The following is a 21247-nucleotide window of genomic DNA, read 5'->3' as shown; positions in this document are numbered from 1 at the left end:
GTCGTCAACTGACAACCAACCAAAATCGGGCGCGCTTTCAGGCGCGAAGAATTCCCTGCATCAGGGTATCGAGCAGCGCGTCTGCCTGCTCGAGCAAGGGCGCATTGCGCCCGGAAATACGATTGACCAGAATGGTGCCGTAGGCGAGGTTGCCCACCAGCTCCTGAATCAGACCCGCGTCAGTTACCCGGCATTGACCGGTTGCCACCATGCGTTCGCACATGGCCAACCATTCGTCACTGTGCGCATCCTTGTAGACGAAATAGGACGGTTTGCACTCAATGCCCCACTCGGCACGCTCATGCACGAACAACTCTATGGTGTCGGGGTTGGCCTGAAAGAAGGCCATATAGGCGCGAAAACTGATCCGCAAGTAGTCAAAAGGATCATCGATACCCGCAACCGCAGCATCAATCTGCGCCGTCAAACGCTGCATGGCATCATCCACCACAGCGCGAAACAGCTCTTCCTTGTTGGGGTAAAAGCGATACACCGTTCCCTTGCCTACACCAGCCTGATCAGCAATATGCTGCACATCGGCACCACGAAACCCGTTGCGGGCAAACACCTGAGTGGCCGCATCAAGAATGTCACGGGTGCGCTGTTCAGCCGACTTGCGCTGGCGCTTGATGGAATCTGGTTGGGAGACTGGCATGCTCTTCATTTACGGACTGACGCGTCAGTCCGTATTAGAAGGCAATCAGGATCGGGTTACAAGAGAGCATGCCGCAACAGACTGTTGCGGCATATTCCGGTTGCGGCAATCAGTAGCGGCTGGCTACATCATCGAAGGTTGCCTGGATCTCTGCATCCGGTTCTTTGGTCAGCAACGAAACGACCACGATAGCGATGCTGGCAAGGATAAAGCCCGGAATGATCTCGTACAGACCGAACAGCGACAGGCGCTCCCAGACCACCACGGTAACACCACCGACGATGATACCGGCCAGCGCACCCTGCCAGTTCATCCGTTTCCAGAACAGCGACAGAATGACTGCCGGACCAAAGGCGGCACCGAAACCGGCCCAGGCGTATGACACCAGACCCAGAACGGTGCTCTCCGGATCAAGCGCAAACAACAAGGCCAGGAGCGCGATACCGACCACCGCAAACCGGCCAACCCACACCAGTTGCTGCTGGCTGGCATCCTTGCGGAACAGCGCCTTGTAGAAATCCTCTGCCAACGCCGACGACGACACCAACAGCTGCGAATCGGCGGTCGACATGATCGCTGCCAGCACTGCAGCCAGCAGGATACCGGCAACCAACGGATGCATCAGGGCCTGGACCAGGGCCAGGAATACGGTTTCGGCGTCACCGATACCGGCTTCACCAAAGTAGCCAATACCGACCCACCCGGTCATCAGGGCAGCAAACAGACATACGGCTGTCCAGGTCACAGCGATGCGACGCGCCAACGGCAATGCAGCGTCATCTTCAATGGCCTTGAAGCGCGCCAATACATGCGGCTGACCAAAATACCCGAGGCCCCAGCCAAGCAGGGAAATAATGGCCACAAAGCCCAGGGCTTCGCCGTCCATATCGGTAAAGAAGGTGAGCAGATTCGGGTTGCTGGCCGCCATTGCAGCCTCTGCTTCGCCCCAACCACCCATATCGCTCAAGGCCATGATCGGAATAATCACCAAGGCCGCAGCCATCAGCAAACCCTGGATGACATCCGTCCAGGACACCGCCAGAAACCCCCCGAAAAAGGTATAGGAAATGATCGCAAAAGTGCCAACCACCACCGCCAGGGTGTACCCCATACCGAAGGTTGATTCGAACAGCTTACCCGCAGCAACCAGTCCGGAACTGGTATAGAAAAGGAAAAACAGCAGAATGAATACCGCCGATACCACCCGCAACAAACGCGTTTTGTCGGCAAAACGGAATTCAAAGTAGGCCGGCAAAGTCAGCGAATCATTCACCGCATGGGAATAGACCCTCAAACGCCGCGATACAATCAGCCAGTTCAACCAGGTGCCCATCAGCAGGCCGATGGCAATCCAGCTGGCTTCATACCCTGCGGCCAGAGCATAGCCGGGCAAACCCAGCAACAGCCAGCCACTCATATCCGAGGCACCCGCAGACAAGGCCGCAGTGCCTGGACCCAGCGAACGCCCGCCGAGAATATAATCGGACAGGTTGGTGGTTCGTTTGTAGGCGACATACCCCAGGGCCAGCATGACCCCGATGTAGATCAGGAAAGTTACACTCACAACGCCTATGTTCATTATTATTCTCGCTCTTCCAGTGGACATCCTGGTCCGGATTGAACAGATGGGGGCAATTCCCCGCAGTCAGCTTGGATGCTGGCTGTTATGGCTCACCATTGCCCAGCGACAGCAGGCTGGCATTGCCACCCACCGCCGTGGTGTTGATTGTGCGGGTGCGCTCGGTTACAAAGCGCAGCAGGTAGTGCGGCCCGCCCGCCTTGGGCCCGGTACCGGATAAACCCATGCCACCGAAGGGCTGCACGCCGACCACGGCACCGATCTGGTTGCGATTGACGTAGACATTGCCGATTCGCACGCGCTGATCGATGTAGCGCGCGGTTTCTTCGTTGCGGCTGTGAATGCCCAGCGTCAGCCCGAAACCGGTCGCATTGATGTCGGCAATGACCTGATCCAGCTGGTTGTTGCGCCAGGTGATCACATGCAGAATCGGCCCGAAATGTTCCCGTTCAAGCTCGCGGATGCTGTCCAGGCGAAAAGCCGCCGGGGCAACGAAATAACCGTCCAGACCGTCCGGCAAAGGCGTTTCCTCAATCAGCCTGCCCTGCCCTTTCAAGGTTTCTACGTGCTTGAGCAGGCCGTCACGGGCGTCACTGTCAATAACTGGACCGACATCCGTCGCACGATCCCCCGGGTCACCGATATGCAGCTCTGCCATCGCGCCCTTGAGCAGCTCCAGCACTCGGGGTGCAATATCTTCCTGAATGAACAGCACACGCAATGCCGAACAGCGTTGCCCAGCGCTGGTAAAGGCGGCATGCACCACATCCTTGATCACCTGTTCCGGCAAAGCAGTGGAATCAACCAGCATGGCATTCTGTCCGCCGGTTTCGGCCACCATGGGAGCAATGGCTGCATCACGAGCGGCCAACGCACGGTTGATCACGTGGGCGGTCTGGGTCGAACCGGTAAATGCCACCCCGGTAATGCGTGGATCCGAAGTAATGACACTGCCGACCTGCGCCCCATCGCCCGGCAACAGCGCCAGTACATCCTTGGGCAAGCCAGCTTCCCACATCAGTTCAATACAGCGCACGGCAATCAGGCTGGTTTGCTCTGCCGGCTTGGCCACGACGGTATTGCCGCATACCAGTGCCGCGGACACCTGGCCCAGAAAGATCGCCAACGGAAAGTTCCATGGGCTGATACAGGCAAAAACACCGCGACCCTGCAAATACAGTTCGTTGCTTTCACCCGTCGGCCCCGGCAAGGTAATCAGCGCAAAGCGCTGTCGCGCCTGCAAAGCGTAGTAGCGGCAGAAATCCACCGCTTCGCGCACTTCATCAATCCCGTCCTGCAAGCTCTTGCCCGCTTCGCGGGTACACAGCGCCATCAGCTCGGGCATATTGTCTTCGAGCAGATCAGCGGTGCGCTCGAGAATGCTCGCCCGCTGATCTACCGCAGTGGCATTCCATGCCGGAAAAGCGGCAGCCAGCTGATCAACCGCACTGTGCGTTTGCTCGGCACTGGCCCACACCACCTCACCGACCTGATGGCTCCGCTGGTAAGGGCACAACACGGCTCTGCTGTCACCCTGCAAGCGCTTGCCGCCAACCAGCGGTGCACCCTGCCATTGCTGATCCATAAAGCTGGCCATGGCTGCCTGCAGGGGCAGCCATTGATCCAGCACGTTCATGTTCACGCCTTTGGAGTTGCGTCGCCCCGGGCCAAAAATTGCCAAGGGTAGCGGAATTTGCGGGTTGGCCAGTTGCTTGTATTTGCGCAACGCAGCCGCCGGGTGTTCGATCAGGGAGTCGACCGGTACGCGGGAATCCACCAACTTGTGCACAAACGAAGAGTTGGCCCCGTTTTCCAGCAAGCGTCGAACCAGGTACGGCAGCAGATCCTTGTGCGCGCCAACCGGCGCATAGATCCGCACCGTGCAGCCATATTCTTCAATCAGGGTGTCATACAGGGCATCGCCCATGCCGTGCAGTCGCTGGAACTCAAACGACCGCTGCTGTGCAAGATGAAGAATGCAGGTCACGGTATGCGCGTTGTGGGTAGCAAACTGCGGATAGACAAGGCCTTCACATTGCGCCGAGAGCAGAAAACGGGCACAGGCCAGATAGGATACATCGGTGGCTTCCTTGCGGGTGAATACCGGATAACCCTGCAGACCGGCCTGCTGACAGAGTTTGATCTCGGTATCCCAATAGGCGCCTTTTACCAGCCGCACCGGAATCAGATCGCCCTGTTCCCGCGCCATCAGCGTCAACCAGCACAACACCGGTAGCGCCCGTTTGGCATAGGCCTGCACCACCAGGCCAAAGTTTCCCCATCCTTTGACGTCGGGGTGACGATACACCCGAGCGAAGAGCTTCAGCGACAGCTCAAGGCGGTCGGCTTCTTCCGCATCAATGGTAATGCCAACATTACCGGCCCGCGCCTGACGCACCAGTTCCAGCACGGTTTCACCGAGCTCATCCAGTACCTGGGCTTCACGCGCGGGTTCGTAATGCGGATGCAGGGCGGACAGCTTGATTGAGATGGTCGGTTTCTGCGTTTTTCCCTGGTAGCTGTCAGCCGCCAGCGCGGCAATCGCCGCCTGATAGTCCTGCAGGTATTTTGCCGCATCACCGCGGGTCAGCGCCGCCTCGCCGAGCATATCGAAAGAATAGGTGTACCCCTGATCACGCATGGACTTGCCATTCTTCAGCGCTTCCTTGATGGTGCGCCCGAGCACGAACTGCCTGCCCATGATTTTCATTGCCTGCAACATGGCGGCTCGAATGACCGGCTCACCACTGCGCTTGACCAGGCGACCCAGGATGGTCCCCGGGGTGCCATCCTTGCGCTTGTCCAGACTGACCACCTTGCCGGTCATCACCAACCCCCAGGCGGCCGCATTGACCAGGGTGTGCTCGCTCTGGCCAAGGTGCTCATCCCATTGCGCAGCGCTCAGTTTGTCACGAATCAGGGCATCGGCGGTGTGGCTGTCCGGCACGCGCAACAAGGCTTCAGCCAGACACATCAGCATGATGCCTTCCTGGGTATCCAGGCTGTATTCCTGCAACAGGGCATCTATGCTGTCGACGGCATTGTCCCGTTGACGCACGTTTTCAATCAGCTTGCGCGCCGATGCGGTAAGAACCGCGGGATCATCCTGTTCAACCAGCTGCAACAACTCTTCAACGTAGCTCGCCTCATCAACAGCATAGTGCGCACTGACCGTAGTCAGATACTCATCTGCGCTATGCTGGAGAAACTCACCTGCCAGTGCCTGCGTTGCCTTGAACATGGATACACCTCTATTGTTTGCCTGTCACCGAATGGCTGGCGCCAGGGCGTGACTGGCATAAAGCCAGTCACGCAATCTATTCAATGCAATCTAGTCGCTACACCCTGCCTTTTCTTGTCAAAAAATCGCATTTTTTTGTAAAAAACTCTGAAACCGGCCAATCAAGCCAATGATCTGAGTCGTTTCGGTGTTTTACCCGTCGCCCGGCGCACCGCATGCGTCAAGGCGCTCTGGCTGGAAAATCCGCATCGCGAAGCCACTTCAGCCACCGGCATAGTGCTACCCGTGAGCATCGAAGTGGCTTGTTCGAGACGGATTTTGAGCACGAATTGATGTGGCGTCAGGCCGCTGACCTGTTTGAACAAGTGATGGAAATGACTGCTGCTGATACAGGCAAAAGTGGCCAGCTCCGGTACGCTGATGGCACGTTCCAGATTCTCGCGCACATGGGCTTCAAGCTTTTCCAGATCAATAGCTGCCGCCGAACTCAGCGGGACTGGCGTCGAAAACAGACGGTCATGCAGACCATGCAGCAGCACGCCTCCCAGATGCCAGGCCATGGGTGATTCCGCCGCCTCTTCACTGCCCAACACCTGCACGGCAAAGTCGAGCAGACCTTGCATGCGCTGATCCAGACGCACAAAGCGTGGCGCATCAAACAGGCGCACCAGCCCATCATTCTCACTACCGCCGTGGCCTGGCTGGTCAGAATGAAGATCCAGAATCAGCATGTGATTCGGCCCGCGTCCGGAAAATGCATGCCAGCGGTGCCCGGGCACCAGGCAGGCTTGCAGGCGATTGACCGCCCCACTGATGCCTTCCACCTCAAAATCGGCACTGCCTTCCAGCCCCACAATCAACTGATGGTGGGCATGTGCATGCACGTCACTTTGCACCGGTAAATCGAGAATGCGGGTCTTGATCATTGGCTGATCATCCAGAGTCAGTAACCAGAGCCTAGACAAGGCCCGAACAAAGCTCAATGTCGGCACCATTGAAAAAGCCGGCAGCAAGCACCACTTAATCCATGTGCAAACAACACTGGGGAAGCCGATGACCGACTGGAATGCTGATCAGCAAGACAACACAAGCGTAGTAGCCGGAGGGCAACTGGTTTTGCCTGAGCAGCGTCTGCCTCAGCAGCTCTATGTATTGCCGGTGACCAACCGACCTTTCTTCCCCGCCCAGGTAATGCCGGTAGTGTTGAATGCCGACCCCTGGGCCGAGACCCTTGAGCGGGTCGATAATACCCCACACCAGATGCTCTCACTGTTCTATATCGATCAGCCGGAAGCCAGCAAGGGCCAACTGGACGTGGACGACCTGCCGCTGACCGGCTGCGTCGCCAAGGTACACCATGCCACCCAGGACAGCGGCAAACTGCAGTTCATTGCTCAGGGTCTGACCCGAGTGCGCATCATCCGCTGGATCAGCCGCAAACCACCCTACCTGGCCGAAGTCGAGTACCCGCAAGCGGAACACAGTGACAGCGATGAAGTCCGTGCCTATGCCATGGCGCTGATCAATGCCATCAAGGAACTGCTGCCGCTCAACCCCCTGTACAGCGAAGAACTGAAGAACTACCTCAATCGTTTCAGCCCTCACGAACCATCACCGCTGAGTGATTTTGCCGCCGCGCTGACGACCGCCAAGGGCGACGAGCTTCAGGGCATCATGGATACCCTTCCGGTACTGCGGCGGATGGAAAAGGTCCTGGTGCTGTTGAAAAAGGAAATCGATCTCGCCCGCCTGCAAGGTGAGATCAGCGATCAGGTGAACCAGACCATCAGTGACAACCAGCGCAAATTCTTCCTCAAGGAGCAGCTCAAGGTCATCCAGAAAGAGCTGGGCCTGTCCAAGGATGACCGTACTGCAGACATCGAACAGTTCCGTGAACGCCTGCAGGGTAAAACGCTGCCAGCTGCTGCAGAAAAAAAGATCGACGAGGAACTGAACAAGCTTGCGGTGCTGGAGACCGGCTCACCGGAATACGCAGTGACGCGCAATTATCTGGACTGGGCCAGCAGCATGCCCTGGGGGCTGCTGCACGATGACCAGCTCGACATTGCCCGCGCACGCAAGATTCTCGACCGCGACCATGACGGTCTGGATGATGTCAAAGCGCGTATTCTGGAGTTTCTTGCCCTCGGGGCTTTCAAGGGGTCGGTCAGTGGTTCGATCATTCTGCTGGTCGGCCCGCCCGGTGTGGGCAAGACCAGCATCGGTCACTCCATCGCCGAAAGTCTGGGGCGGCCGTTTTACCGCTTCAGTGTCGGCGGCATGCGTGACGAAGCCGAGATCAAGGGGCATCGGCGTACTTACATTGGTGCCATGCCGGGCAAATTCGTCCAGGCATTAAAGGATGTCGAGGTAATGAATCCGGTCATCATGCTGGATGAAATCGACAAGCTGGGAGCAAGCCATCAGGGCGACCCCGCATCGGCATTGCTGGAAACGCTCGATCCGGAGCAGAACAGCCAGTTCCTTGATCACTACCTGGACCTGCGCATGGACTTGTCCAAAGTGCTCTTTGTCTGTACCGCCAATACCCTGGACAGCATTCCCGGCCCGCTGCTCGATCGCATGGATGTCATCCGCCTGTCCGGTTATATCAGCGAGGAAAAACTGGCAATTGCCAAACACCATCTGTGGCCACGTCAGCTGCAACGCGCCGGTCTGCGCAAAAGCCAGCTGCGTATCACCGACAAAGCACTGCGCCAATTGATCGAAGGCTATGCGCGTGAAGCCGGTGTGCGCAATCTGGACAAGCAACTGGCCAAACTGGTGCGCAAGTCGATCATGCGCCTGCTGGAGGGCGAGGCCGAGAAAATCAGTATCAAACCCGATGACCTGCCCACCCTGCTGGGTCCGCCGCCCTTCCGCCAGGAACAGACCATGCGCGGCGTCGGCATCATTACCGGCCTGGCCTGGACGTCCATGGGTGGCGCCACCCTGCCAATCGAAGCCACCCGCATTCATACCCTGAACCGGGGCTTCAAATTGACCGGCAAGCTGGGCGAGGTAATGAAGGAATCTGCCGAAATTGCCTACAGCTATATTTGTGCCAATCTGAGCAGCTACAAGGCTGACCGTGAGTTCTTTGACCAGGCCTGGGTGCATCTGCATGTCCCCGAAGGCGCCACCCCGAAAGATGGCCCCAGTGCCGGCATCAGCATGGCCAGTGCCCTGCTCTCGCTGGCACGCAACCAGGCCCCGCGCAAGGATCTGGCCATGACGGGTGAACTGACCCTGAGTGGGCAGGTACTCGCCGTGGGCGGAATTCGCGAGAAAGTGATTGCTGCCAGGCGGCAGAAGATCCACAGCCTGATCCTGCCGGAAGCAAACCGGGGTGATTACGAGGAATTGCCCGATTACCTCAAGGAAGGCATGCAGGTACATTTCGCCAGCCACTTCCGCCAGGTCGCCAAGCTGTTGTTTGCCCACTAGCGCGGGCACAAAAAAGCCCCATGCCGTCAGCGACGACACGGGGCTTTGACAGACCTTACCAGCAGATCAAGGCAGTATGGTTGCCCCGGTCAGATAGCGGTCAATCTCACGCGCCGCTTCACGGCCCTCATTGATCGCCCAGACCACCAGACTCTGCCCGCGACGGGCATCACCCGCAGCAAACACCGCTTCGGCATTGGTCAGGTAGCGACCATACTCGGCCTTGGCGTTGGAGCGTGGATCAGTCTCGATACCAAGCTGATCCAGCACACCACCTTCCGGCCCCATAAAGCCCATGGCCAGAAGCACCAGATCGGCTTCGATAACGCGCTCGCTACCAGCAACGGGCTGCGGCACCTTCTGGCCTTTGTCGTTCAGCTTCCACTCGATACCGGTCAGGTGCAACTGCTTGACCTGACCGTTTTCACCGGTGAATTTCTGCGTCATTTGCAGGTACTGACGCGGGTCTTCACCCTGAACGGCAATCGCCTCGGCCTGACCGTAATCAACCTTCAGCGTGCGCTTGAATTCCGGCCAGGGATTGTCTGCAGCACGTTCCAATGGCGGCTTGGGCATGATCTCGAGCTGGATCACACTCTTGCAGCCGTGACGCAGGCTGGTACCCACACAGTCAGTACCGGTATCACCGCCACCGATGACCACCACGTGCTTGTCTTTGGCTGAAATGAACTTGCCGTCAGCATGTTCGCTGTCGAGCAGACTCCGGGTATTGGCAGTGAGGAACTCCATGGCAAAGTGAATGCCGCCAAGCTCGCGCCCATCGATCGGCAAATCCCGTGGCACGGTTGCCCCGGTCGCCACCAGAACGGCGTCATAGTCCTTCTGCAGATCAGCCGCATGAACATCCTTGCCGACTTCAACGCCGGTACGGAATTCAATGCCTTCTTCCTGCATCAACGCGATTCGACGGTCCACATAATGCTTCTCCAGCTTCATGTTGGGAATGCCGTACATCAGCAGGCCACCGACCCGGTCAGCGCGTTCGAAAACCACCACCGAGTGGCCAACCGAGTTCAGCTGCGCCGCTGCCGACAGGCCGGCAGGGCCGGAACCGATGACGGCAACACGTTTGCCACTGCGACGCTTCGGCGGATTCGCCTTGACCCAGCCCTCGGAAAACCCTTTTTCAATAATCGCGTACTCGTGATTCTTGATGGTTACCGGTGGCGCGTTGATACCCAGCACACAGGAATCTTCGCAAGGGGCCGGACAAACACGACCGGTAAACTCCGGGAAATTGTTGGTCTTGTGCAGACGATCCAACGCTTCTTCCCAGCGGTTGTGATAGATCAGGTCATTCCATTCCGGAATCAGATTGTTGATCGGGCAGCCACCGACAATCGGGGCTGTGGCCGAGTCACCAGAGTGACAGAATGGCACACCGCAATCCATGCAGCGGGCGCCCTGCTCACGCAGTTCTGCTTCCGGCAGTTGCTCGTGAATTTCCTTCCAGTCGATCAGGCGTTCACGGGGATTGCGATCGTCCGGCAGAGTGCGCTCGTATTCGAGAAATCCGGTCAATTTACCCATGGGATAGTCTCCTAGGCTGTAGCCTTGGCCGCAGCCAGGTTCTTCAGGTGCATGTCGAAGGCTTCAACAGCCACTTCGTAGTCATCATCAAGCTGTTTTTCTTCGCGCACGCTCTTCATGTAGCCCTGCATACGCGCATAATCCACCGGCATGACGCGGACAAACTGCTGCAGCGCCAGTGACCAGTCGTCGAGCAATTCGCGCGCGACATCCGATCCGGTCAGATCAAAGTGGTTCTGAATCAGCTGCTGCAAACGCGCTTGCTCGTCAGCCTCTTCGATCGGGCCGAGACCGACCATCTCCATGTTGCAGCGCTCGGCAAAGTTGCCGCCACGATCCAGCACGTAGGCCACACCACCGGACATACCCGCGGCGAAATTGCGCCCGGTCGGGCCAAGAATGACCGCAGTACCACCGGTCATGTATTCACAGCCGTGGTCACCTACGCCTTCAACAACGGCAGTCACACCGGAGTTGCGTACACAGAAACGCTCACCGGCCATACCGCGGACGTAGGCTTCACCACTGGTGCCGCCGAAGAAGGCCACGTTGCCGATAATGATGTTGTCACGCGCCTTGAACGGTGCCTTGCGGTCCGGATAGACCACCATACGGGCACCCGAGAGACCTTTGCCGAAATAATCGTTGGCATCGCCTTCCAGCTCGAAATCAAGGCCAGGCGCAGCAAATACACCCAGGCTCTGACCCGCCGAGCCGGTAAACTTGACGTGAATGGTCCCTGCCGGCAGGCCGTCGGCCTCATAACGCTTGGATATCTCATTGGACAGCATGCCGCCAACACTGCGATCGGTGTTCTTGATCTCGTATTCCAGGCGCACCTTCTCACCACGCTCCAGCGCAGCTTCCGCATCCTTGATCATCTGACGATCAATGATCTTGTCGATCAGGTGCTTCTGCTCCACGGTTTTGTACAGGCTGTCGCCGTCGGCAGGCTCTGCCTTGAACAACAGGCTGGACAGGTCCAGATGCTTGAATTTCCAGTGCGTAATACCTTCGCGCACCTTGAGTATCTGGCTCTGGCCGACCATTTCATCAATGCTGCGGAAGCCGAGCTCAGCCATGATTTCACGCAGGCCTTCCACCATCATGGTGAAGAAGTTGACCACGTGATCAACCTGACCCTTGTAGCGACCACGCAGCACGCGGTCCTGGGTGGCAATACCCACCGGACAGGTGTTGGTGTGACACTTGCGCATCATGATGCAGCCTTCGACCACCAAGGCTGCAGTGGCAATACCCCACTCTTCGGCACCCAACAGGGTCGCCACAGCGAGATCACGCGGGGTTTTCAGCTGGCCGTCCGTCTGAACCGTCACACGGCTGCGCAAACGGTTGCGCACCAGTGTCTGGTGGGTTTCCGCCAGGCCCAGTTCCCAGGGCAAGCCGGCATGCTTGATCGAACTCAGTGGCGAGGCACCGGTACCGCCGTCATGGCCGGCAATCAGCACCACATCGGCATAGCCCTTGACCACACCGGCAGCCACGGTACCGACGCCCGCTTCAGACACCAGCTTGACGTTGATACGCGCTTCGCGATTGGCGTTTTTCAGGTCATAGATCAGCTGCGCCAGATCTTCGATCGAGTAGATATCGTGATGCGGCGGCGGCGAAATCAGACCCACACCCGGGGTCGACCCACGGGTGCGACCAATCCAGGCATCCACCTTGTGACCGGGCAGCTGACCGCCCTCACCCGGCTTGGCGCCCTGGGCCATCTTGATCTGCAGCTCATCGGCATTGGTCAGGTAGTGGCTGGTCACGCCAAAGCGGCCAGAGGCTACCTGCTTGATGCGCGAGATCATGGAATCGCCATTTTCCAGCGGCTTGAAGCGGATCGGGTCTTCACCACCCTCACCACTGTTGCTCTTGCCGCCCAGACGGTTCATTGCCATGGCCAGCGTGGTATGCGCTTCCCACGAGATCGAACCGAATGACATGGCGCCGGTAGCAAAGCGCTTGAAGATCGCGGAAGCCGGCTCAACCTCATCCAGCGGGATCGACGGACGATCGGTCTGGAAGTCGAGCAGGCCGCGCAAGGTGAAAGCAGCCTGCGACTGGTCATCCACGCTGGCAGTGTATTGCCTGAACATGTCCCGATCATTGTTGGCCGAGGAATGTTGCAGCAAACGAATGGTGTTCGGACTGAACAGATGACGCTCGCCATCCTTGCGCCAGGCGTAGTTGCCGCCACTACGCAGGATCAGATTGTCGTTGGCCAGCGGCTCTTCCGGATAACCCACACGGTGCTTGAGCAGGGTTTCCTGGGCAATCTCATCCAGACCAATACCTTCGATGCGGCTGACGGTACCCGCAAAACAGCGATCGATAACCGACGAATTCAGACCCAGCGCCTCAAAAATCTGGGCACCCTGGTAGGACTGCAGCGTCGAGATACCCATCTTGGAGAAAATCTTCAGCAGGCCGCTGTCGACCCCTTTGGTGTAACGCTCGACCAGCTTGCTATCGCTCCACTGGGGATTGATCACACCCTGATCACGCAGCTCGTAGAGGGACTCGAAAGCCATATAGGGGTTGACCGCCGCCGCGCCATAACCCAGCAGGGTCGCGAAGTGATGGGTTTCCCACACATCACCCGCTTCGATCACGATACCGGTATGCGAACGCAGGCCTTCACGAATCAGGTAATGATGCACCGCGCCGGCCGCCAGCAGCGAAGGTACGGCAGCATGGTCCGTATCCAGTTTGCGGTCACTGAGAATGAGGATTGAATAGCCATCTTCCACTGCATCACGCGCATGCCGACAGATGCGCTTGAGCGCCTTCTCCATTTCACCTTTGCGCCCAGTGGCGTGGAAGGTGGTGTCGATGGTGTGCGCCTGGAAATGATCGTGATCGATGTGTTGCAGTTTGCGCAGCTGTTCATTGCTCAGTACCGGCTGGTGAATTTCCACCATGCGGCAATGCTTCGGGCTTTCTTCCAGCAGGTTGAAGGACTTGCCGACATACGTCTGCAGCGACATGACCATCTCTTCGCGGATCGGGTCGATCGGCGGATTGGTCACCTGGGCAAAGAACTGCTTGAAGTAGTTAGCCAGATGCTGCGGCTGATCGGAGAGGACCGCCAACGGATTATCGGCACCCATGGAACCCAGTGGTTCCTTGGCTGTACCCACCATATCGGCAAGGATCAGTGACAGGTCTTCCTGCGAATAACCGAAGGCCTGCTGACGTTTGCGCAAAGTCCCCTTGTCCAGCTGCTGTGCTTCCACCTTGGGCAGCGGCAGGTCATCCAGAACGATCTTGTTCTCGGCCAGCCACTCGGCATAGGGCTGACTGGCGCAGACCTGACCCTTGACCTCATCATCACTGATGATCCGGCCGGCTTCCAGATCGGCAATAAACAGACGGCCAGGCTCAAGGCGCCCTTTCATAACCACTTTCGACTGATCGACGATCAGTGCACCGGTTTCCGACCCCATGACAATGGTGCCATCTTCAGTGACCAGGTAGCGCGACGGACGCAGGCCGTTGCGGTCCAGCGTGGCACCGATCACCCGGCCATCGGTAAAGGCGACGGAAGCCGGGCCATCCCAGGGCTCCATGAGGCAAGCATAGTACTCATAGAAGGCGCGCTTGGTGGCTTCCATATCGGGCTGGCGCTGCCATGCCTCGGGAATCACCATCATCATGACCTTTTCCAGCGGGCGACCGGTCAGCAACAGCAACTCGATCACCATGTCCAGGTTGGCCGAATCCGACATATTGTGATCACAGATCGGCTTCAACATGCCCAGCTCTTCATCGCTGAAGTACTCGGTGCTGAGCAGGTCTTCGCGCGCGCGCATCCAGTTGATGTTGCCCTTGACGGTGTTGATCTCGCCATTGTGCGACAGATAACGGAAAGGCTGCGCCCGGCGCCAGGCCGGAAAAGTATTGGTGGAGAAGCGAGAATGGTGCATGGCCAGCGCCGAGACTGTTTTCTCGTTTTGCAGATCAAGGTAATACTCACGCACCTGAGCGGTAGTGAACTGACCTTTATACACAACGGTACGGGTCGACAGCGAGGCAACGTAGAAGTCTTCCTCAGCGCCCTCGACAGTCTCCTTGACCCGGTGTGCGGTGTAGTTGCGCAGGATATACAGCTTGCGCTCGAAAGCTTGCTGATCCAGTTCGTCCGGGCGGGCAAAGAACGCTTGTTCGATCTGTGGCTCCTTGTCCAGCGAGGCCTGACCCAGGGTACTGTTGTCCTTGGGTACCAGGCGCCAGCCAAGCAGGCTCAGCCCGAGGCGTTCGGCATTGCGCACCATCACACCGCGGCAGGCTTCACGGATATCAGCATCACCCGGGAAGAACACCATGCCCACGGCATAATCACCCGGCTGCGGCAGGTTAACGCCTTTTTCCGTCATGCTCTCACGCAGGGTCGCATCGGGAATCTGGATCAATACGCCGGCGCCATCACCACTGCGCACATCAAAGCCGGTACCACCGCGGTGCTCCATGCACGTCAGCATGGAGAGCGCGTTTTCAATAATTGCGTGGCTCTTCTCGCCTTTCAGACTGGCGACAAAGCCAATCCCGCAACTATCGTGCTCCAGTTCAGGGCAATACAGACCCGCAGACTGCTGGTTAAGGTTAGCCATAATTCAGCTCCAGTTATTCGCACAGCACACACATTCCCGCCATCACCAGCACCATAGAGTCGGGCGGGAAGGCTGGCGAAGGGATATGGAGGACTACCATGATGCTGGTTGCAACCGGCAGAAAACCATACCCACCGCCAATCCGTGCTGCGCGCGTTAAAAATTGGCCGCAAACTGTACAATGTCGTTAAAATATAATCCAGTGTCGCAGGTCGATAAGTTCTCATAAATAGCCCCTGCATGTGTTGCCAGAGGTTTTTTGCCGCCGCAAGGCACCAATATTGTGCATATAAGCCTTGGCGCACTGTTTTGATGCGCAAAAACGCCCTGTTAGTGCCACTTGAGCCCATTGATGGCGACTCCACTGTGGCGCCAGAGGCAAGGGGCCGGGCGATACGGCAAGCTGGCCCTTATTTTGCTCTGCAACTGCGCTGAACCTCTGCCTGGAGAAAAATGTGATAACTGGACAGCCCCTGCCGTACTTCCAGCCCCTGATTGACACTGCCACCGGTCGCATTGCCGGCTACGAAGCCCTGGCGCGGCTGCGTCACGATGACGGCCGAATAGTAAGCGCTGGCCCGCTATTTACCGATCCTCGCACCCCGGCTCATGACCTGCTGGAACTCGATCGCACCATCCGCAAACTGGCTCTGGAGCGCTTTCGCGACAACCCGGGCGGCTTCCTGACCCTGAATATCTCACCGCAATGGATTGGCCAGCTGCAGCCAAACAAACCCTTACCCAGCCTGCAGCTGTTGGCCGAAATCGGCCTGGCACCAGAACAGATAGTCTTCGAGATCACCGAATTGCAGGGTGATATCGACCAACTGCGCGAAGTAGTCAAGCGCTACCGTGAAGCCGGCATTCGTATTGCCATTGATGATTTTGGCGCTGGCTACTCCATGCTCGACCGGGTGCTGGCGCTGGAGCCGGATATCCTCAAGCTGGATATCCAGTTATTTCGCCAGGCAGCCAGCGGTAACGGCAACAGTGGCGACTTTGTCCGCGCCCTGGCGCTGATGGCGGAAAAAAGTGGCTGCTGGATCATTGCCGAGGGGGTAGAAACCGAACAGGAACTCCATTTTGCCCTCGAATGCGGCGCCCGCTATGTGCAAGGCTATCTGTTCGCCAAACCGGAAGAAAACTTCTTGCCCGAACGGGCAGTAGAAGCCCAGTTTTCTGCCCTGCGGGATCATTACGTCAGCAGCAAACTGGCCGAGCGGGCGCAACTGGCCAAACTGCGGGCGCAACTCACGGAGCTGTTTGGCCTGCTCAACAACTGGTTGTCCACCGGCGCACGCCCGGAGGACCTTCCCGCACACGCCAACTACCCCTGGCTGCTGCGCTGTTTTCTCTGCGATGCCCATGGCACGCAGATTTCACCCAACTATGAATGGCAACAGGAGCGCTGGCAGGCCGATCCACATTATCTGGATCACAACTGGTCATGGCGGCCGTACTTTTACCAGATTCTGGCTGAAGCCGGTGAAGACAGTCGGGTTATTCTCTCCAACCGTTACCGTGATGCCACCACCAACCAATACTGCATGACCTCGGGACTGTTCATAGACAACAGTCGCCACCTGCTGCTGGTCGATATCGACCTGGATGCCATTTGATGACGTTGCGGGGATGCTACAATCGGCCCCTGAACAACCCTTCGGACTCCAGCACATGCCCGCTATCCATATTGCCCAGCCCCCCGCCCTGAGCATTCGTGCCGGCCAGCGTGCCCGGCAACATATCGAGCAGCATGGGTTGCAACCGACCGATGTGCATCTGCTGCCCGGGGCTGCTGGCGGCCCCAAGGCACTGGGCATTCAAGGCCTGGACCTCGCCTTGTTCGGCGACTGGCTAGCGCGTGATCCACAGCCGCGCAGCCTGGTGGGGGCTTCGATTGGCAGTTGGCGCTTTGCCAGCGCCAGCATGCCTGACCCGGTAGCCGGGCTCAAAAGGCTGGGTGAATTGTATACCCGGCAGCGTTTTCCCAAGGGCATCAGCGTGGCCGAGATAACCCGACGCTGCGAGCGCATGGTGGATGACCTGCTCGGCGACCAACTGCAAGCCATTCTGAACAACCCGCACTATCACCTGAATATCATGGTGGTCAAAAGCCTGGGCCTGTTACAGCACGACTCCCCCGGACGACTGGGCATGGGCCTGACCGGCGTTATCAGCGCCAATCTATTGGGCCGACGCCATCTCAAGCGCTATTTCGAGCGTGTCATCCTGCACGACAGCCGTCGCCAACCGCCCTGGGGCGACCTGACCGACTTCCCCAGCCAGCAGATCAGCCTCAACGCCGGCAACCTGCGCCAGGCCTTGCTGGCATCCGGCTCGATCCCCATGGTGATGGAAGCCGTGCGTGACATTCCAGGCGCCGATCAGGGCGTTTACCGTGACGGTGGCCTGCTCGACTATCATCTGGATTTGCCGTGGCAAACCCAGGGTATCGTGCTCTACCCGCACTTTACCGACCGCATCGTGCCCGGCTGGTTCGACAAGACCCTGCCCTGGCGCCGCGCCAATCCCGAACAGGCCGGCGACGTGCTCTTGCTGGCACCCTCTCGGGAGTACCTGGCCAGCCTGCCGCACGGCAAATTGCCGGACCGCAACGATTTCAAACGTTTTCTCGGTGACGATACCGCGCGGGAAGCCTATTGGCAGCAGGCCATGGCGGAGAGCCAGCGTCTGGGTGACGAATTTCTGGAGCTGGTCGATAGCGGTCGCCTCAATGAACGCATTCAGCCGTTATGATGGATGACGAACATCTGCAACCGCCCTGCCCGTTGTGCCGGCAGGCCACTCAATTTGCCTGTCGTGATCGCCGGCGACCCTACTTTCACTGTGCGCACTGCGCCATGGTGCACGTCGCTGCGCCCTGGCACCTGTCTGCCAGCGATGAGCGTGCGCAGTATGACCTGCATGACAATCAGGTTGACGACCCGGCCTATCGCCGCTTTCTGTCTCGGCTGACCGAGCCGCTACTGGCAAGGCTGCCAGATGGCGCCACAGGGCTGGATTTTGGCTGTGGTCCAGGCCCGGCATTAGCCACCATGCTGCACGAACAAGGTCACCCGACCGCGGTCTACGATATCTATTACGCACCGGATAACAGCGTGTTCGAACAACAATGGGATTTTATTACCAGCACAGAAGTTGTCGAACATCTGGCCCGGCCGCTAGAGGAACTGCAACGCGTGTGGCAATGCCTGAAACCCGGCGGCTGGCTGGGCATCATGACCAAGCGGGTCAGTGATCTGCACGCCTTCGCCCACTGGCATTACAAGAATGACCCCACGCATGTCAGCTTTTTCAGCGAACAGAGCTTTGTCTGGCTGGCACAGCGTTGGCAGGCAACACTGGATGTTGTCGGGCCCGATGTGGTGTTGCTGCAAAAGCCGGCCAACTGAACCGGCACAAGCCACTCAATCCAGAACCCTGCGCGCGCCCTGATAAGTACGCTGCCAGTAACTGGCCTGCAGCTCGTCTATACGCACATGCCCGCCACTGCTCGGCGCATGCAGGAAGCGCCCTTCACCGACATAGATACCGGCATGGTTGACCTTGCGGCCAGAGATGGCAAAAAGTACCAGGTCGCCGGGCTTGAGGCGCTCACCTGCCGGCTTGCTGCGCAGATCATTCAAACCGGCGGTAGTGCGGGGCAGCGTCATGCCGAGCGAGTCCTGATAGACAAAATGAATCAGCCCACTACAGTCGAAACCGGTTTCCGGGCGGGCACCGCCGAAGCGGTACGGGATGCCAACCAGGCTGACGGCGCGGAATACCACATCCTCACGCGCGAGCTGACCCGACGTGTTGCGGGGCACAGCACTGACAGCATCAGCAGATGTGCTCGTGCTCATCGGGGGACCGGAACTGGCACAGGCCTGCAACAGTGCAACCAGTAAAAGCACAGCGCCTGTTTTCCGGATCATTGTTCACCCTCCCACTGGCTACAGGCTGATTACCTCGACAAATCGAGGGCTTGCCTGCTCATCTTTACGTAGATTAGCAAAGTCGAAGAGTTTTGTATCCGCGAGCTGCGAAGGTTGCACATGCTGCAAGGCGCGGAAAATGTTATCCAGCCGACCGGGCGTTTCGCGTTCCCAGCTTTGCAGCATGTCCTTGACTACCTTGCGTTGCAGGTTTTCCTGCGAGCCACAGAGATTGCAGGGAATGATCGGAAACTCGCGCAGGGCCGCATAGGCGGCAATATCTTTTTCGTTGCAGAAGGCCAGGGGCCTGATCACCACATTGCGCCCGTCATCCGAGCGCAGCTTGGGTGGCATGGCTTTGAGGTTGCCGCCATAAAACATATTAAGGAAGAAGGTTTCGACAATATCATCCCGGTGGTGACCCAGCGCCAGCTTGTTGGCCCCAATCTCGTCGGCAAAGGTATACAGGTTGCCACGGCGCAGACGCGAACACAGCGAGCAAGTCGTCTTGCCCTCGGGAATCTTTTCCTTGACCACCGAATAGGTGTCCTGCTCGAGGATGAAATACGGCACACCTATGGTGTCCAGATAAGCCGGCAATACCTCTTCCGGAAAACCCGGTTGCTTCTGGTCCAGATTCACGGCCACCAGTTCAAAACGTATTGGAGCGACTTTCTGCAAGTGCAACAGCATATCCAGCAAGGTGTAGCTGTCTTTGCCACCAGACAGGCAGACCATGACCTTGTCACCATCCTCAATCATCTGGTAACTGGTCACCGCCTCGGCGGTAAGCCGCCGCAAACGCTTCTGCAGCTTGTTCTGGTTGACGCTTAAACTGGACATGGCATCGCTACCTGCTGAGTAAATCGGGCATTCTACCCGTATTGAGCAGCCGGAAAAACAACGCTGAATTCAGGGGACATACGCGCTCACTGCTGCCATGGGTGTTGCTGAAACGCCGAAACAACGAAAAAAGCCACCCGAAGGTGGCTTTAATCTGAATCTGGAGCGGGAAACGAGACTCGAACTCGCGACCCCGACCTTGGCAAGGTCGTGCTCTACCAACTGAGCTATTCCCGCAAAACTGACGCCGAAGTGGCGTCCCCTAGGGGACTCGAACCCCTGTTACCGCCGTGAAAGGGCGGTGTCCTAGGCCACTAGACGAAGGGGACACATATCCGGACTTCACCTGCCAACCGAAGAAGGCACCTTGCCGCGATGTGTTGCATGTTCGCTGCAAGTGGCGCGCATTTTATGCAGCACCGAATAAACCGTCAATACCCAAGCCGATCTTTTTTCAGGTTTTTTCCTTTGGCCGGGGAAAACTTGCGCAGCGTTTGACTCTCCGGGCCTGACTGCCGTGCAGCCGACAACTTGAATGTCTCTCAGCCCTATGGCATAAGGGTGATAGCATATTGACGTAAAGCGAGAACAAGACGTGTCCCCATTATTGATAGGTGGCCTGATTATCGGCGGCCTGATTTTGCTGATCTTTATCGGCATAGTCAGCCATGGTCTGGAACGAGCTCGACTGGAGCGCGCGCGCCTGACTGCTGAAATGCGTGCCCGCGTCAGGCTGGTGGATGACATCGAAAAACAGTTGCCCGGCAAGGTTTTCACGCCCGAGCTGCAACAGTTGCTACTGCGGATTCGCCTGCATCTGATTGAAAAATGGTTGCGCGCCGATCGTGGCAACGCCGATGCCAGCAAGCAGTTGAGCTTTACCCGCGATCAATTGAATAACCCGCAGCCCCTGTCACGGCCCGATGTCGACATCACCACCGAGGCCCAGGCCAAGGAAATCCGCCTGCGCCTGGAAGATCTGCATAAATTGATTGGTCAGGCCCATACTGAGGGCGTGATCGACAAAAATGAACGCCAGACCTGGACTGCACATATCCGTAAAGCCTTGATCAGCAACGCCCTCGACATGTTCCAGTCGCTGGCTCAGCAAGCGTTCCAGCAAGGCAAGCCGCGCATGGCCAAACTGCAATATGAGCGCGCCATCGCCTATCTGCAAAAACAGAACAACCCGGCCTTTGCCGACCTGATCAACCAGTTCAAGGCCAAGCACCAGCACGCCGAACGCCTGACCGTCGAGCACGAACGGTCGCTGGATACGGGCAACACTGAGCTCAGTGCCGGCGTCAACGAGCTGGAAGCCGAAGACGAAGCCTGGAAGAAAAAGGCCGTTTACGACGACTGAACGGC

Annotated in this window: 13 protein-coding genes and 2 tRNA genes; 5 read left to right on the top strand and 10 right to left on the bottom strand. The window is 58.0% G+C overall.

Going from position 1 to position 21247, the window contains the following annotated elements; all coding sequences use genetic code 11:
• Positions 1–37: 37 nt before the first annotated feature.
• From BLU07_RS04935 to BLU07_RS04920, 4 genes are all read right to left on the bottom strand, one after another.
• Positions 38–655, bottom strand: a complete 618-nt coding sequence (locus tag BLU07_RS04935; RefSeq protein WP_157719088.1) for a TetR/AcrR family transcriptional regulator — start codon at positions 653–655, stop codon at positions 38–40.
• A 109-nt stretch (positions 656–764) separates the two neighbouring features.
• Complete coding sequence (putP, locus tag BLU07_RS04930) at positions 765–2234, bottom strand: sodium/proline symporter PutP (protein WP_092384727.1); 1470 nt, start codon at positions 2232–2234, stop codon at positions 765–767.
• Between the two features lie 85 nt (positions 2235–2319).
• Positions 2320–5475, bottom strand: coding sequence for a bifunctional proline dehydrogenase/L-glutamate gamma-semialdehyde dehydrogenase PutA (gene putA, locus BLU07_RS04925; RefSeq protein ID WP_092384725.1), 3156 nt, complete (start codon positions 5473–5475; stop codon positions 2320–2322).
• A gap of 161 nt (positions 5476–5636) precedes the next feature.
• Positions 5637–6401, bottom strand: coding sequence for an AraC family transcriptional regulator (locus tag BLU07_RS04920; RefSeq protein ID WP_092384723.1), 765 nt, complete (start codon positions 6399–6401; stop codon positions 5637–5639).
• A 127-nt stretch (positions 6402–6528) separates the two neighbouring features.
• On the opposite strand from BLU07_RS04920, the gene lon reads away from it, so the two are divergent.
• Entirely contained in the window at positions 6529–8922 is a 2394-nt protein-coding gene (gene lon / locus BLU07_RS04915) for an endopeptidase La (protein WP_092384721.1), read from the top strand.
• Between the two features lie 66 nt (positions 8923–8988).
• Here the strand turns inward: lon and BLU07_RS04910 are convergent, their stop codons facing one another.
• Both BLU07_RS04910 and gltB read right to left on the bottom strand, forming a co-directional pair.
• Entirely contained in the window at positions 8989–10473 is a 1485-nt protein-coding gene (locus tag BLU07_RS04910; RefSeq protein WP_092384719.1) for a glutamate synthase subunit beta, read from the bottom strand.
• Positions 10474–10484: 11 nt separating this feature from the next.
• Positions 10485–15098 carry a glutamate synthase large subunit gene (gene gltB / locus BLU07_RS04905; protein ID WP_092384717.1) on the bottom strand — a complete coding sequence of 1538 codons (4614 nt, stop codon included), beginning with the start codon at positions 15096–15098 and terminating at the stop codon, positions 10485–10487.
• Between the two features lie 455 nt (positions 15099–15553).
• Between gltB and BLU07_RS04900 the strand changes: the two genes are divergently transcribed.
• From BLU07_RS04900 to BLU07_RS04890, 3 genes are read left to right on the top strand one after another with little or no spacing between them, the layout of a single operon-like run.
• A complete protein-coding gene (locus BLU07_RS04900; RefSeq protein ID WP_092384715.1) occupies positions 15554–16717 on the top strand; it encodes an EAL domain-containing protein in 1164 nt (387 codons plus the stop codon).
• Between the two features lie 55 nt (positions 16718–16772).
• Complete coding sequence (locus BLU07_RS04895; protein WP_092389587.1) at positions 16773–17855, top strand: patatin-like phospholipase domain-containing protein; 1083 nt, start codon at positions 16773–16775, stop codon at positions 17853–17855.
• On the top strand, positions 17852–18511 hold the full coding sequence (locus BLU07_RS04890) for a class I SAM-dependent methyltransferase (RefSeq protein ID WP_197675066.1): 660 nt from the start codon (positions 17852–17854) through the stop codon (positions 18509–18511). The genes BLU07_RS04895 and BLU07_RS04890 overlap by 4 nt, the downstream gene beginning before the upstream one ends.
• 15 nt (positions 18512–18526) lie before the next feature.
• Here BLU07_RS04890 and BLU07_RS04885 read toward each other — a convergent pair whose 3' ends face one another.
• From BLU07_RS04885 to BLU07_RS04870, 4 genes are all read right to left on the bottom strand, one after another.
• Positions 18527–18964, bottom strand: a complete 438-nt coding sequence (locus BLU07_RS04885) for a C40 family peptidase (protein ID WP_092389582.1) — start codon at positions 18962–18964, stop codon at positions 18527–18529.
• Between the two features lie 90 nt (positions 18965–19054).
• Positions 19055–19879 (bottom strand): tRNA 2-thiocytidine(32) synthetase TtcA, encoded by an 825-nt coding sequence (gene ttcA / locus BLU07_RS04880; protein ID WP_092384713.1) that lies wholly within the window; start codon positions 19877–19879, stop codon positions 19055–19057.
• Positions 19880–20040: 161 nt separating this feature from the next.
• Positions 20041–20116: transfer RNA gene (locus BLU07_RS04875), tRNA-Gly, on the bottom strand.
• Positions 20117–20132: 16 nt separating this feature from the next.
• Positions 20133–20208 (bottom strand) — tRNA-Glu (locus tag BLU07_RS04870).
• A gap of 266 nt (positions 20209–20474) precedes the next feature.
• Between BLU07_RS04870 and BLU07_RS04865 the strand changes: the two genes are divergently transcribed.
• The gene (locus BLU07_RS04865; protein ID WP_157719087.1) at positions 20475–21242 is read left to right on the top strand and encodes a hypothetical protein; all 768 of its coding nucleotides are present in this window, start codon (positions 20475–20477) and stop codon (positions 21240–21242) included.
• Positions 21243–21247 lie beyond the last annotated feature (5 nt).

The organism is Halopseudomonas salegens, assembly GCF_900105655.1.
In the GTDB taxonomy this organism is placed as follows: domain Bacteria; phylum Pseudomonadota; class Gammaproteobacteria; order Pseudomonadales; family Pseudomonadaceae; genus Halopseudomonas; species Halopseudomonas salegens.
The sequence above is the reverse complement of the archived record's forward strand: the minus strand, read 5'-3'. Positions and strand labels throughout refer to the sequence as shown.

Bases quoted from the DNA above. Each gene is read 5' to 3' on its own strand.
- BLU07_RS04935 (WP_157719088.1), bottom strand. From the start codon at position 655: ATGCCAGTCTCCCAACCAGATTCCATCAAGCGCCAGCGCAAGTCGGCT.
- putP (WP_092384727.1), bottom strand. From the start codon at position 2,234: ATGAACATAGGCGTTGTGAGTGTAACTTTCCTGATCTACATCGGGGTC.
- putA (WP_092384725.1), bottom strand. From the start codon at position 5,475: ATGTTCAAGGCAACGCAGGCACTGGCAGGTGAGTTTCTCCAGCATAGC.
- BLU07_RS04920 (WP_092384723.1), bottom strand. From the start codon at position 6,401: ATGATCAAGACCCGCATTCTCGATTTACCGGTGCAAAGTGACGTGCAT.
- lon (WP_092384721.1), top strand. From the start codon at position 6,529: ATGACCGACTGGAATGCTGATCAGCAAGACAACACAAGCGTAGTAGCC.
- BLU07_RS04910 (WP_092384719.1), bottom strand. From the start codon at position 10,473: ATGGGTAAATTGACCGGATTTCTCGAATACGAGCGCACTCTGCCGGAC.
- gltB (WP_092384717.1), bottom strand. From the start codon at position 15,098: ATGGCTAACCTTAACCAGCAGTCTGCGGGTCTGTATTGCCCTGAACTG.
- BLU07_RS04895 (WP_092389587.1), top strand. From the start codon at position 16,773: ATGCCCGCTATCCATATTGCCCAGCCCCCCGCCCTGAGCATTCGTGCC.
- BLU07_RS04890 (WP_197675066.1), top strand. From the start codon at position 17,852: ATGATGGATGACGAACATCTGCAACCGCCCTGCCCGTTGTGCCGGCAG.
- BLU07_RS04885 (WP_092389582.1), bottom strand. From the start codon at position 18,964: ATGAGCACGAGCACATCTGCTGATGCTGTCAGTGCTGTGCCCCGCAAC.
- ttcA (WP_092384713.1), bottom strand. From the start codon at position 19,879: ATGTCCAGTTTAAGCGTCAACCAGAACAAGCTGCAGAAGCGTTTGCGG.